The following is a 13,481-nucleotide window of genomic DNA, read 5'->3' as shown; positions in this document are numbered from 1 at the left end:
GTGAGGAGGGCAATTCATGGCCAAGATTAAGGTCGAAGGCAAGGTCGTCGAGCTCGACGGAGACGAAATGACCCGCGTGATCTGGAAGGATATCAAAGATCGTCTGATCCTCCCCTATCTCGACATCGACTTGGAATACTACGATCTGGGCATCAAGAACAGAGACGCCACCGACGACCAGGTGACCATCGATGCGGCCAACGCCATCAAGCGCGAACATGTCGGCGTCAAATGCGCAACCATCACCCCGGACGAGGCCAGGGTCAAGGAATTCGGTCTGAAGAAGATGTGGAAGTCACCCAACGGCACCATCCGCAACATCCTCGGTGGCACCATCTTCCGCGAGCCGATTGTGATTTCCAATATCCCGAGGCTCGTTCCCGGCTGGACCAAGCCGATTGTTGTCGCGCGTCATGCGTTCGGTGACCAGTACAAGGCGACCGATTTCAAGGTCGATCGCCCCGGCCGCTTGACGGTCACCTTCACCCCGGACGACGGCAGCGAGCCGATTGAGCATGTGGTCTTCGATTACCCGGGTGCCGGCGTTGCGCAGGTGCAGTACAACGTGGCCGAATCCATCCGCGGATTCGCGCGAGCATGCTTCCGCTACGGCCTGCAGCGTCACCTGCCGGTGTATCTGTCCACCAAGAACACGATTCTCAAGGCGTACGACGGCGAATTCAAAGACATCTTCGCCGAGGTCTTCGAAACCGAGTTCAAGGACCAGTACGCCGCGGAAGGCCTGACCTACGAGCATCGTCTCATCGATGACATGGTGGCGAGCTCGCTGAAATGGCACGGCGGGTACATCTGGGCGTGCAAGAACTATGACGGCGATGTCCAGTCCGACAGCGTCGCCCAGGGCTTCGGTTCGCTCGGTCTCATGACGTCTGTGCTCATGACACCGGACGGCCAAACCGTCGAAGCCGAAGCGGCGCACGGCACCGTCACCCGGCATTACCGTCGTTGGCTCAAGGGAGAAAAGACCTCGACCAACCCGATTGCCTCCATCTTCGCCTGGACCGGTGGCCTCAAGCACCGCGCCAAGCTGGACAACACGCCTGAAGTGGCGCATTTCGCCGAAACCCTGGAGCATGTGATCGTCCACACCGTGGAGTCCGGCCGTATGACCAAGGATCTCGCCATGCTCGTCGGTCCTGACCAGCCATGGCTTGACACCCAAGGCTTCATGGACGCTCTCGACGAGGAGCTGTCTCGGGCGCTCGCCGAGTAACCCTAGCCGTTCGTGGAGGTATTGCCCGGGAACATCTTGTTCCCGGGCATTGCTGTATCCGGTAAGGTATACCATACGTGGGCACGTTAGGACGGAAAGGTTCATATGGCATCGCATCGCATCGGCACGTTGAAGGCTTTGGTCACGTCACTCGCGTGCATCGGCATGCTGTCCATGGCGGGCGCATGCGGCACGGGAAGCGATGGTCAGCCGACAAGTACCGCGACCTCCGGCTTGGGATCGGTGGCAATCTTCACCCCGTCCGACGGCATCACCATCTCACAGCACACGCCACTGAACAAGTGGGCGAAACTTGTGCCTAGCATCAAAAGCGAGCTGGTGGAACAAGGGTTCGCTGCCAAGCAGATAAGCACGCATACGGACGGTAGTCTAGACAAGCAGAGCCAAGACATCCAGGATTATGTCGTGTCCCGCGCCGCCGAGACCTCGTCGAAACATTCCTCGACGGGCAGCGCGACCACCTTGATTGTCGCGCCTTGCACGTCAACGGACAGCACCACGACACAGTATGGTGATTATGTCACCAATCCCCTGGATTCCGAATCATCATCAAACGACGCCGATGCCACAGCGGATCAGCGGATGACCAGCGCATTGACGCTCGCCCGGAAATCAGGCATGCATGTCATCGTGCTGTCCAACGACATCGGTGGGTTCTCGCCCGACGCATTCGTACAGATGTCAACCGCACGGAGCATCGGTGAAATCCAGGCGAAGCAGCTGGTCAGCAAGCTGCAGCTCGATTCGGTCTCCGCCACGAATCCAAAGACCATCGAAGTCTTTCTGCCTGTCGGTTCCGCCAAAGATGAGGACCAGTCTGTATCCATGGCCTTCGGCAAAGAGGCGTTCAAGGGCATCTGGAAGGTGCTTGGCCCGTATTTCAAATCGGGAGCCGTAGTCAGCGCCTCCGGCACACTCAATGCGTCCACGTCGGCGACAAGCTGGAGTTCCGTGGCGTTTACGGCGTCAAGCGACAACGATGTCAAGCAGGAGCTTGATTCCAGACTGAAGCCTGAGGGCGCCGCAAAGCCGGTCCATATCGACGGGATCATCGCGATGAATGACTACATCGCATCGGTGATTGTGCAGGAACTCGACGCGCTCGGATATGAAGGGTCTTCGGCTGAGATCAACCCATCGATATCGATTCTTGGCATCGTTGGCAATCTCGCCGGCCACAAGGATCTCACCAAGTCGGCCGTACCATCCCCCGCTGGCTTGGGGCAGGACGATACGTCTTCGGCAGCATCCCTTCAATGGCCGATTGTGACCGGATACGGGGCATATACCGACATGCTTCCCGATATCGTGAACGGCAAGTTATGGATGACCGCCCTCGAAGACCGTGCGGAGCTGGCGACAGGCATCGCGAAAGTGAGTCGGCAGCTGGCGTCCGGCGGGGATGTGACCGCATTGCAATCGGTGAGCAAGACTACGGTCAATGGCAAGTCCGTGCCTGCGTTCACGCAATCGCTGATCGCGGTGAGTGCGTCGAATCTCAAGAGCGAACTCATCGATACGGGGTATGTCACTTTGGCCGATGCAGGGTTGTGATTGTTTAGGCATGGTGTTTTTCGCCCGGGTGGGTATGGCTGCAAGTCTGCTGTCACGGCTGCGATGTCTGATCCGATGTTCCTCGCGAGGGCTTCAATCGCCGACCTGTACAGGTTTGAGCGCGATGGTTCTGGGCAGAATCAACGTTGACGGGTCAAGATAGTCGTCGGACGCATCCATGACGCCCCAATGGACGCAGAAATCAAGACAATGATCGGACAACCCATCGGCGACACCAAAAGGTTGACCTCTGAAAACCGGATCGCCGGTTTCCAAGTCGCTGTGCGCCGGTTCGAATGTTGATGTCAGCCCGTCGGCGTGCTTGATGCTGATCACGTCCTTGCCGGCGACCGTTCCGTTGAAGGCGATGACGCCATCATCGGGCGCGATGAGGGCAGTGCCAGTGCCGGCCGTGATATCCACTCCCCTGTGTCCCGTGGCCCAGCGCATGGACGGACGGTCGAAGGCCTTGGAAATGTGAGCGTCGGCGACCGGTAACACCATCCGCGCACGGCATTGGCGGGCGGCGCCGGAGTTTGACGTATTGCTGTTGCGGATATCGGACATTTGCGCTGACGAGGTTGTCACTGACGATCCCGCTGGGGATCGATTGGGGTTCCTGCCGGTTTCGGCGGATGCCGTCATATCGGCTGCAGTGGGTTGATATGTTGTGATGCGGGTTGATATCGTGCTCTGGTTCACTGCTTCGGTGTTGCTCCTGCACGATGCGAGTCCGGTCACCGACACGATGTCCGGATTTTGCGGTGTGGGATCGCTGGGGATTGAAGTTTCGGAAATCCCCGAATGCGAACCTTGCGCCGGGAAAGCAATGACATTGCACGTGATGAGGATGCAAACGATTCGGGCGAACGTCGAGATGAACTGCGAAGTGGGTTTAGGAATAGGCTTCGATATGAACATGAGACCCCCGTTCTCTGTGATGATGCGTTGTGCTGTCACGTTGTGCTGAAGTATATGAGTGCATCGTGCCATGATTGCCGCAATCGGGACAAGCCGCAGCGGTACATGTGGTCAAAAGTTGCGGGGCATACGCAGGGGGTATACAACACGGCCCGGCGTATACAACATACGCCGGGCCGGAACCTTGATCGGCTGCGGATTGGCCAATCATATATGGCGATCTGTCAGATCGCGCATCCATTCGCGTCGAGATTGGGATTGTCCTTCGAGTTGCCCGCGACGAAGAACAGGCTGATGACCGCGACGGCGAAGACCGAGGCGATGGTGATGATCAGCCACATCGGCACGGACGGAATCCACATGATGACGAGGAATGAGATTGCGCACAGCAGAATCAGCGTCCACGTGATGATGCGCAATACCTGGCGCACTGAATGCGGGGTATGGCTTACTTTGGGGTTGTTGAGCGTGATATCCTCGTCTTCGTGGCGCTCTTTTTGAACGCTGGAAGAGGGCTTCCACTCGCCCTCCTGCTCATGCTCTTCGAGATGGCGAGAACGTTCCTGCAGGGCGTACTCGTCGACGAGTCCGCTACGATTACCACCTTGTGCTTCGTTGGCCTGCTGAGGCACTCCCTTGTTCTGCTTGCTGCGCTTCGCTGCTGCGCGACGCTCTGCTCGGTTCGGCATTTCGCTCCCTTCGCGTTGTTGGGTTATCGGTCACTAGTGTACTCGCCTGCCAAGGTACCATTTGCGACTCCGTTGAGCCGGCTATGCCAGGTGACTCGTACAGACTGTGAAGAACCTGATGGCGGATAGAATCGGGGTATTGCCTGATTCCATCCGCCATCATGAGTGGGCTCCCCGTTTCAGCGGGGCAGCATCATCGGGCGTTGTGTCGGCACGATGGGTGCCGGCAGCTCGGTTGATCCGGTGAGATACCGGTCAACGGCGGCCGCGCAGCTGCGGCCTTCGGAAATCGCCCAGACGACGAGGCTCTGGCCACGGCCGGCGTCGCCACACACGAAGACGCCATCCTGCGAAGTGGCGAAATCGTCATTGCGGGCGACGTTTCCACGCTTGTCCAGTTCGACCGGCATCTGCTCCATGATTGAAGAGGTGTCCGGATGCAGGAACCCGACGGAAATCAGAACCAGATCTGCTGGGATGACACGCTCGGTTCCGGGCTGGCGAGTGAACGGCCCGTTCTCGCCTGGAGCCACGTCCACGATCTTCAGACCGGTGACATGGCCGCGCTCGTCCGCGAGGAACGCGGATGCGGTCGCGGAGTTCTCGACGGTCACCTTGTCGGCGTCCGCATCTTCGAATTCCACGGAATCCACGTTGTACAGGTACGTGCCGCCCTCTTCCATCGACGAGGTCTTCTGGTAAGTGCGTGCATACGTCGGCCACGGGGAATTGTCCGGCCTTGAGGACGGTTCCTTCGGCATAATCTGCAGGACGGTGACGTCCTTCGCACCTTGGCGTATTGCGGTTCCCAAGCAGTCGGAACCGGTATCGCCGCCGCCAATGACCACGACATGCTTGTCTTTCGCGGTGATGTCGTGCACCGGCTCCACGCCGTAGACGCGTCGAGTCGCATCAGGCAGGAATTCCATGGCGAAATGGATGCCGTCAAGCTCACGGCCCGGCAACTTCATATCGCGCGGGACCGTCGAACCGATAGCTACCACGACAGCATCGTAACGGTCACGAAGCTCGTCCCAGCTGAGATCCTTGCCGATTTCGATGTTGGTGCGGAATCGGGTGCCTTCGGCCTCCATCTGCTTGACTCTGCGGTCGAGCAGACGCTTGTCGAGCTTGAAATTCGGGATGCCGTAGCGCATAAGTCCGCCGATTGCGTCGTCACGCTCGTAGACGACAACCGTATGGCCTGCACGGGTCAGCTGTTGGGCGCAAGCCAACCCCGAAGGGCCGGATCCGACGACCGCAACGGTCATATCAGTCAGACGTTCAGGTGGCATGGGCTTGACATAATCGAGCGCCCACGCCTGATCGATGATTGTTTCCTCATCGTTCTTGATCATGGTCGGCGGCTGATGGATGCCGAGCACGCATGCCTGCTCGCACAGCGCCGGGCAGATTCTGCCGGTGACTTCGGGGAAGTTGTTGGTCATAGACAACCGGTTGTAGGCGTCCTCCCACTTCTCCTGACGAACCAGATCGTTGAACTCCGGGATGAGGTTGCCCAGCGGGCATCCGCTCATGCAGAACGGCGTGCCGCAATCCATGCACCGTGCAGCCTGCTGTGTGGTCCAAGGCTGCAAACCGCTTTCCGCGTGAACGTCAAGCCAATCCTTGATGCGTTCTTCGACCGGGCGCTCAGCAAGCTCGCGACGGGTGCGGACCTTCAGGAATCCTCTTGGATCTCCCATGTCAGTGTGCTCCTTCCATGACCTGCTCGTATACGTGCTCCCACGCACCGGGGGCGTTGAAGTCGACGTGGTTCTTTTCGGCTTGTTCCATCGCCTTGGTCATGGCGACGTAGTGCTTGGGCGTCACATGTGTGATGCGTGTGCGGGTGTGCTCCCAGTCGTCCAGCAGGCTCTGGGCGAACGCAGAGCCGGTTTCCTCGGCATGCCGCTTGACCAAGCTGTGGACGAGCTCCTCGTCGGCGCCTTCCAACGATTCGAACAGCAATGCGCCGCTCTTGCGTGCATCCGGGTTGATCTGATCCATATCCAGATCGAGCACGTATGCGTTGCCGCCGGAGAAGCCGGCGCCAAAGTTGCGGCCCGTTGAACCGAGCACCACGACGACACCGCCGGTCATATACTCGCAGCCATGGTCGCCGACGCCTTCGACCACGAAGGTGGCGCCGCCGTTACGTACGGCGAATCGTTCGCCTGCACGTCCGGCGACAAACATCTCGCCTGAGGTCGCGCCGAAACCGGTCACATTTCCGGCGATTACGTTGGTGTGCGGATTGAAGGTGATGTCATGCTCCGGACGGATGATCATGCGACCGCCGGACAGGCCCTTGCCCGCATAATCGTTGACCTCACCGTAGACGCGAATAGTCTCGCCGCGCGGGATGAACGCGCCGATGGACTGGCCGCCCGAACCGTGGAAGGTCATGTCGATGGTGTCGTCGGGCAAGCCTTCGGCACCGTAACGGCGGGTGATTTCGTAGCCGACCATGGTGCCGAGCGTACGGTTCACGTTGCGGATGGGCATATCGATACGAACCGGTTCCTTATGTTCAAGGGCAGGTTGCGCAAGCTCGATGAGCTTGTTGTCCAGCGCCTTGTCCAATTCGTGGTTCTGCTCGATGGTCTGATGAAGGATCGTTCCGGGAACAGGGCCGGGCTGCATGAGCACATTGCTCAGATCGATGCCGTCGGACTTCCAGCGCGCGACTGCTTCGTTCTGATCCAGGCACTCGACATGGCCGACGGCCTCTTCAAGCGTCCGGAAACCGAGCTGTGCCAGGATTTCGCGGACCTCCTGTGCGATGTACATGAAGAAGTTGATCACGTATTCAGGCTTGCCGCGGAAGCGCGCGCGCAATTCCGGATCCTGGGTCGCGATGCCTTGCGGGCAGGTGTTCTTCTGGCATGCTCGCATCATCACGCAGCCCTCGGTGATGAGGGCGGCTGTCGCGAAGCCGAATTCCTCGGCTCCAAGCAGCGCTGCGATCACCACATCACGGCCGGTCTTGAGCTCACCGTCGCACTGGACGACGATGCGGGAGCGCAAACCGTTGAGTACCAGCGTTTGCTGGGTTTCGGCCAGACCGATCTCCCACGGCGTACCGGCGTGCTTGATGGCGTTGAGCGGAGCCGCGCCCGTACCGCCGTCGCTGCCGGAGATGAGCACCACATCTGCATGGCACTTGGCCACACCAGCGGCGATGGTGCCGACACCGAATTCGGAGACGAGCTTGACATGGATACGCGCCTTCGGATTCGCCATCTTCGCATCGTTGATCAGCTGCTTGAGATCCTCGATGGAATAGATGTCGTGGTGCGGCGGCGGGGAAATCAGCTCGACACCAGGTGTGGCATGACGGACCTTCGCAATCCACGGCGGCACCTTGGCACCCGGCAGATGGCCGCCCTCGCCAGGCTTGGCACCTTGCGCGAGCTTGATCTGCAGATCGGTGGCGTGCACCAGATAATCGCTGGTCACGCCGAAGCGCGCGGAAGCGATCTGCTTGATGCGGCTGTACCGCAGCGGATCGTTGATACGGTCGTCGGATTCGCCACCCTCACCGGAGTTCGACCTCGCCCCGATGGTGTTCATCGCGATGGCAAGCGTCTCATGCGCCTCCTGCGAGATGGAGCCGTAGCTCATCGCGCCTGTAGAGAAGCGTTTGACAATTTCGCTTGCGGGTTCGACCTCGGAGATATCAATCGGTTTGCGGGTCTGCTTGAACTTCATGAGCCCGCGCAGTGTCATGAGACGGTTCGAAGTGTCGTTGATATGCGCCGAGTACTTCTTGAACAGGTTGTAATCACCGCGCTGGGTGGACTGCTGAAGCAGGAAGATCGCTTCGGGGTCGTTGAGGTGGTCCTCACCGGTGCGACGCCACTTGTAATCGCCGCCGGTGCGCAGATTGCGGTGGGGACGGCTCGTCCACTGGTTCGGGTACGCCACACGGTGCCTGATCGCCACCTCTTCGGCGATTTCGTCAAGTCCCGCTCCCCCGACACGCGAAGTGGTGCCGGTGAAGTATTCGTCGATGACTTCCTTGTTCAGGCCGACGGCTTCGAACAGCTGCGCGCCTCGGTAGCTCATAATCGTGGAGACACCCATCTTGCTCATGATCTTGAGCACGCCGGTGGACAGCGCATGCATGAGGTTCTTGACGGCCGTCTGGGCATCGACCTTGAGATAGCCGTTGCGTGCCAGCTCCTCGACCGATTCGAAGGCGAGGTATGGATTCACGCATGCGGCGCCGTATGCGATAAGCAGCGCGACATGGTGGATTTCACGAACATCGCCGGCTTCCACGGCAAGCGAGACCTGGGTGCGCGTGTGCTTGCGCAGCAAGTGGTGTTGCACAGCGCTCGTCAGCAGCAGAGACGGGATCGGACCCCAGGTATGGTCGGATTCGCGGTCGGACAACACAATGAAGTTCTTGCCCTGTCCGATGGCGTCATCGACTTCCTGGAAGATTTCGTCGAGGCGCTCCTTCAGTGCCTTGCCGCCACCTGCGACCTGATACAGGCCACGGACGACGAAGGGCTTGTAGAACCCGCCGAGGATCTTGGCTTTGTCAAGGCGCTTGAGCTGCGCCATCTGGTCCGAATCGATGACCGGCAGCGGGATGAGGATCTTCTTGGCATGCAGTTCGGTGTCCTGCAGAAGATTCGCTTCAGGGCCAATCGCCGATTCAAGGCTGGTGACGATACGCTCGCGCTCCCAATCCAGCGGAGGATTGGTAACCTGGGCGAATTTCTGGGTGAAGTAGTCGAACAGCATGCGGCTGCGCTTGGACAGGACAGCCGGCGGCGTGTCTGAGCCCATGGATCCGAGTGGTTCCTTGCCGGTGTTCGCCATAGGGGCGAGCAGCAGCTTCAAATCCTCTTCGGTGTAGCCGAAGGCGCGTTGACGACGCTGGACGGACTGGCCGAAGTGGCTGACGTGCTCGCGCACCGGCAGCTGACTCATCTCGACGGAATTGCCTTCGATCCATTTACGGTATGGATGCTGCGAGGCAAGCTCATGTTTGATTTCGTCATCAGGGATAATGCGGCCAGCCTTGGTGTCGACAAGGAACATCTTTCCAGGCTCGAGACGGCCCTTGGCGACGATATGGTCCTGGCTGATTTCCGGGAGCACACCAGCCTCGGATGCAAGAACCAGGTAGCCGTCGTCTGTGACCTGCCAGCGGCCGGGGCGGAATCCGTTGCGATCGAGCTGGGCTCCGACCAGTGTGCCGTCCGTGAAGACGATATCCGCCGGGCCATCCCAAGGCTCAATCAGTGTGTTGTTGTATTCGTAGAACGCCTTGACGTCAGGGTCGAGCGTGTCGTCGTTCTCCCAAGCCGGCGGGAGCATCATGAGCAGAGCGTGCGGGAGGCTGCGTCCGGCGAGATGCAGCAGTTCCAAGCACTCGTCGAAGGTGCCCGAATCCGAATATCCGGGGGTCGCGATCGGAAGCAACGGCTTGAATTCGCCGAGCAGCTCGGAGCTCAGCCTGCCTTCGCGGGCGGACAGCCAGTTACGGTTGCCCTGGATGGTGTTGATTTCTCCGTTGTGTGCAATCAGGCGGAACGGCTGGGCCAACGGCCAGCTCGGGAAGGTGTTCGTCGAGAAACGTGAATGCACAATCGCGATAGTCGTCTTCATGCGCTCGTCAAGCAAATCCGGGAAGAACCCGGTCAGCTGCATGGTGGTGAGCATGCCCTTGTAGGTGATGGTGCGGGCGGACAGGGATGCGAAATAGATGCCGACCTCATGCTCGACGCGCTTGCGGATGCGGAAGGTCTTGCGGTCGAGGTCGATTCCTGAAAGCTTGTTCTCCGGGTCGGCTACCACCAGCGTCTTGAACGAAGGCATCGATGCCAAAGCCTGCAATCCCAGACCGTCCGGGTTCGTCGGGACGACGCGCCACGTAAGTACTTCGAGACCTTCCTCGTTGACGATCTTGGCGATGGCTTGCTCCTGCTGGCCGGATGTCGCGATATCACGATCCAGGAACGCGATACCCGCGGCATAATGCCCGGCTTCGGGCAGCTCCACGCCGGTGGTCGCGCGCATGAACTCGTCAGGCATGGCCATGAGGATGCCGGCACCGTCACCGGTGTTCTCCTCGGCACCGACCGCACCGCGATGATTGAGGTTCACCAACACTTCGATGGCGTCATCGACGATCTTGCGTTCGGGACGCTTGTTCAACGTGGTGACCATGCCGACACCGCAGGCATCATGTTCTTGGGAAGGGTCATACATGCCTTCCGGGCGATGAACCGTCAAATCTAGCGGAGCTTTGAACGTCACCGAAACCACCTCTCTTTAGGCAGGACAATGCCTGCGACCCAATACACTGCCCTCACAGGTTACAGCGCAGACAGGTCAAATATCGTTGTTTGTCCATATACCGGCGACCTCAAAAAGTCAAGCCCCACATTCAGATCGGCACGGAATCCTTGTGATGCAGCCACATATCCGAGGCGTGAATCGCCGATGCGCCAGATCAGTCAGTATTAGTAATCGGTGACGTCGAACCGGCGATCCTTGAAGTAGTAATCGCGGTCGGCGTCGGTGATCTCGCGAATGACACGGCACGGGCTGCCTACGGCGATCACGTTTGAAGGGATGTCCTTGGTCACGACGCTGCCCGCGCCGATGACAACGTTGTCGCCGATCGTCACGCCGGGCAGGACGATCGTATTGCCTCCAAGCCATACGTTATCGCCGATGGTGATCGGGATCCCGTACTCATAGCCGGAGTTGCGGCTGTCCGGGTGGACTGGATGCCCGGCGGTGTAGATGGACACATTCGGCGCGCACATGACGTTCGAGCCGATCGTCACATTCCCGACATCGAGGATCGTGAGATTGAAGTTGGCGTAGAAATCCTCTCCAACGGTGATATTTGACCCATAATCGCAATGGAATGGCGGTTCAACCCAGACCCGCTCCCCTGTGCCGCCGAAGAGGTCTTTGATTACCCGAGGCACGCCGTCTTCACGAAGATCCGGTGCCATGGTGTTCAGCACATACAATTTGCGCCGGCATTCGAGACGGGCTTCAGGCAGTCCGTCCAACCATGCCTTGTATGGCAGTCCCGCCAGCATCCGTTCGTGTTGATTCATCGTATTCTCGACCATGGTTCGCTCCGCTTCCGCCGCCTGATAAGGCGGGTCTGTGTATTCCAGCGATGCCATACTACCCAAGGCGATGGGTCATCGGACACGTGCGCGGACATCATGGAGTGTCGCGGGTTGGCATCAAACGCACTTGAGCCAACTGTGCGATATGCCGCCACGATACACCTATGGCATATGGCTGCCATGCGTCCATATTATGGGCGGCTGATTGTCTGGCTACAACGCCAAGGAATCGACCCAGGATTTGACTGTAGAAGCTGACACGGAGGACGGGAAGCGTTTGCCGACCAGCCACTGGGCGTGCTTCGCCATGCCTTTGACTTCGGATTCGTTGCCGAACGAGGAGCTTGCCGAGGTGACGAACGCCGCCAGCTTCTTGCCGGTGAAATCGTTGGAGGTGAGAAAATCGTCGATCGGCCATGCGGCGGCGCCCCACCACACCGGGGCGCCTATGAACACCACATCGTAAGAATCCCAGTCCGGCACGGACGTGTCCGCAAGCTTCACCGACTGGCGTGCAGCGGGATCGTTCGCCTCACGGTTGACGCGGCTTTCCGGATTGCGCCAATCAAGGTCCGCCAACGTGTATGGTTGCGCCGCCTTGAGTTCATGCAGCGTGGCTCCAGTCGTCTCTGCGATGGTCTGTGCCACACGGCGTGTGCAACCGCTTTCAGTGAAATACGCCACCAATGTCTTCATTTGTTCCTCGATGCTTGAATCGCTTAAGTCATTTGACTCGCTTGTATTGTTTGCCTGAACCGTTCAATCCCGGTCGCAGACTGTCGATAGAACCGCCCGTCATGCCACGAGTGCGTCGTATTCGGCGTCGGTGACGGGCTCAAGCCATTCGTTGCTCATGCCTTCGCCGGGCAGCATGAACGCCAGATGGGAGAACCAGCTGTTCTTCGCTGCACCATGTCAATGCTTCACTCCGGCCGGCACCTCCACAATGTCGCCTGGAAGCATGTGCTTCGCAGGTTGGCCTTCGAACTGGCACCACCCTTCACCATCGACGCAGATGAGGATCTGCCCGCCGCCACGCGTGGCATGGTGGATGTGCCAGTTGTTGCGGCAGCCAGGTTCGAATGTCACATTGTGGATGGTCAGCGGATCGTCAGGCATGCTCACCTGCTTGAGGTAGGAACGTCCGGTGAAGTATTGCGCGTAGCCGTCGTTCGGTTCGCCCATGCCGAAGAATCCGCCGTGTTCCTCCTGCTTTGCCGTGTCGCGCGCGGCATCGGAGGCATACACTTCCTTTGCCATCGGGAATGCTGCCCATGCGTTCGGCCAGCCTGCGTAGAAAGCGATATGCGTAAGAATCGATGCCATTTCGTCGCGGGTCACGCCGTTGGTGCGGGCGGTCTGAAGATGGTATGTCAGCGAGGAATCAGTGATGCCTTTGCCGATGAGGGTGCTGATCGTGATGATGCTGCGCGTCTTAGGCGAGAGCGTGGGGTCGTTCCACACTTCGCCGAAGAGCACATCGTCGTTGTAATGGGCGAACTTCGGTGAGAAATCGCCCAACTGATCGTGTCCTGCTGTTTGCTTGATCATTGTCATCCCCTTGGTAGTGGGGCCGAATGCTTACCCTTCGGCCTGTGTGGATTGAGTTGTGTTTGCATCGGGTTGTTACAAATGCGCCTGTGGGTTTGTTTGGACACTGCGTGCGAGGTATTCCGCGGCGAGTTTGGTCGTCACCCCGTTGTTGAGATTGGCCTCTGGATCAATGCCGAATCCGTCATGATGTGGTCTCCTTCTATATCGTCATGCAGTCCGCAGCGCAGCGTTCCATGCGGCGCATCTCCTCTCGGTTGGCATCCAGCCGTGTTTGCTTTCGATAACTTCACCGTAGGACTTCAAGTACACTTGAGGTCAAAGCGCGACACGCCGAGGATGAGAGAAGCAGGCGGAAAAGGGAAAGCGGGGAGAAAGAGAGGAGATACGGGAAAG

The 13,481-nt window shown here is 59.1% G+C and carries 9 protein-coding genes; 2 read left to right on the top strand and 7 right to left on the bottom strand.

Annotated elements, in window-relative coordinates:
* The first annotated feature begins 16 nt into the window (after nucleotides 1–16).
* Together ACTQYB_RS01440 and ACTQYB_RS01435 are read left to right on the top strand one after the other, a co-directional pair.
* Nucleotides 17–1,234 carry an NADP-dependent isocitrate dehydrogenase gene (locus ACTQYB_RS01440; protein WP_015450531.1) on the top strand — a complete coding sequence of 406 codons (1,218 nt, stop codon included), beginning with the start codon at nucleotides 17–19 and terminating at the stop codon, nucleotides 1,232–1,234.
* A gap of 105 nt (nucleotides 1,235–1,339) precedes the next feature.
* Nucleotides 1,340–2,809 carry a hypothetical protein gene (locus tag ACTQYB_RS01435; RefSeq protein WP_441481970.1) on the top strand — a complete coding sequence of 490 codons (1,470 nt, stop codon included), beginning with the start codon at nucleotides 1,340–1,342 and terminating at the stop codon, nucleotides 2,807–2,809.
* Nucleotides 2,810–2,902: 93 nt separating this feature from the next.
* Here the strand turns inward: ACTQYB_RS01435 and ACTQYB_RS01430 are convergent, their stop codons facing one another.
* From ACTQYB_RS01430 to ACTQYB_RS01400, 7 genes are all read right to left on the bottom strand, one after another.
* A complete protein-coding gene (locus ACTQYB_RS01430; RefSeq protein ID WP_441481969.1) occupies nucleotides 2,903–3,397 on the bottom strand; it encodes a M23 family metallopeptidase in 495 nt (164 codons plus the stop codon).
* 557 nt (nucleotides 3,398–3,954) lie between these two features.
* A complete protein-coding gene (locus tag ACTQYB_RS01425; protein ID WP_033505556.1) occupies nucleotides 3,955–4,419 on the bottom strand; it encodes a membrane protein in 465 nt (154 codons plus the stop codon).
* A gap of 179 nt (nucleotides 4,420–4,598) precedes the next feature.
* A complete protein-coding gene (locus tag ACTQYB_RS01420; RefSeq protein WP_033505555.1) occupies nucleotides 4,599–6,125 on the bottom strand; it encodes a glutamate synthase subunit beta in 1,527 nt (508 codons plus the stop codon).
* Between the two features lies 1 nt (nucleotide 6,126).
* Entirely contained in the window at nucleotides 6,127–10,698 is a 4,572-nt protein-coding gene (gene gltB, locus ACTQYB_RS01415) for a glutamate synthase large subunit (RefSeq protein WP_033505845.1), read from the bottom strand.
* 206 nt (nucleotides 10,699–10,904) lie between these two features.
* Complete coding sequence (locus tag ACTQYB_RS01410) at nucleotides 10,905–11,531, bottom strand: sugar O-acetyltransferase (RefSeq protein WP_197017455.1); 627 nt, start codon at nucleotides 11,529–11,531, stop codon at nucleotides 10,905–10,907.
* A gap of 216 nt (nucleotides 11,532–11,747) precedes the next feature.
* Entirely contained in the window at nucleotides 11,748–12,230 is a 483-nt protein-coding gene (locus ACTQYB_RS01405) for a flavodoxin (protein ID WP_441481968.1), read from the bottom strand.
* A 219-nt stretch (nucleotides 12,231–12,449) separates the two neighbouring features.
* A complete protein-coding gene (locus tag ACTQYB_RS01400) occupies nucleotides 12,450–13,085 on the bottom strand; it encodes a carboxymuconolactone decarboxylase family protein (protein WP_441481967.1) in 636 nt (211 codons plus the stop codon).
* Between the last annotated feature and the right edge of the window lie 396 nt (nucleotides 13,086–13,481).

Source organism: Bifidobacterium sp. LCP19S3_E9 (genome assembly GCF_052121135.1).
GTDB lineage: Bacteria > Actinomycetota > Actinomycetes > Actinomycetales > Bifidobacteriaceae > Bifidobacterium > Bifidobacterium thermacidophilum.
This window is presented reverse-complemented; position numbering and strand designations above follow the sequence as displayed.

Bases quoted from the DNA above. Each gene is read 5' to 3' on its own strand.
- ACTQYB_RS01420 (WP_033505555.1), bottom strand. From the start codon at position 6,125: ATGGGAGATCCAAGAGGATTCCTGAAGGTCCGCACCCGTCGCGAGCTT.
- ACTQYB_RS01410 (WP_197017455.1), bottom strand. From the start codon at position 11,531: ATGGTCGAGAATACGATGAATCAACACGAACGGATGCTGGCGGGACTG.
- ACTQYB_RS01425 (WP_033505556.1), bottom strand. From the start codon at position 4,419: ATGCCGAACCGAGCAGAGCGTCGCGCAGCAGCGAAGCGCAGCAAGCAG.
- ACTQYB_RS01405 (WP_441481968.1), bottom strand. From the start codon at position 12,230: ATGAAGACATTGGTGGCGTATTTCACTGAAAGCGGTTGCACACGCCGT.
- ACTQYB_RS01400 (WP_441481967.1), bottom strand. From the start codon at position 13,085: ATGATCAAGCAAACAGCAGGACACGATCAGTTGGGCGATTTCTCACCG.
- ACTQYB_RS01440 (WP_015450531.1), top strand. From the start codon at position 17: ATGGCCAAGATTAAGGTCGAAGGCAAGGTCGTCGAGCTCGACGGAGAC.
- ACTQYB_RS01435 (WP_441481970.1), top strand. From the start codon at position 1,340: ATGGCATCGCATCGCATCGGCACGTTGAAGGCTTTGGTCACGTCACTC.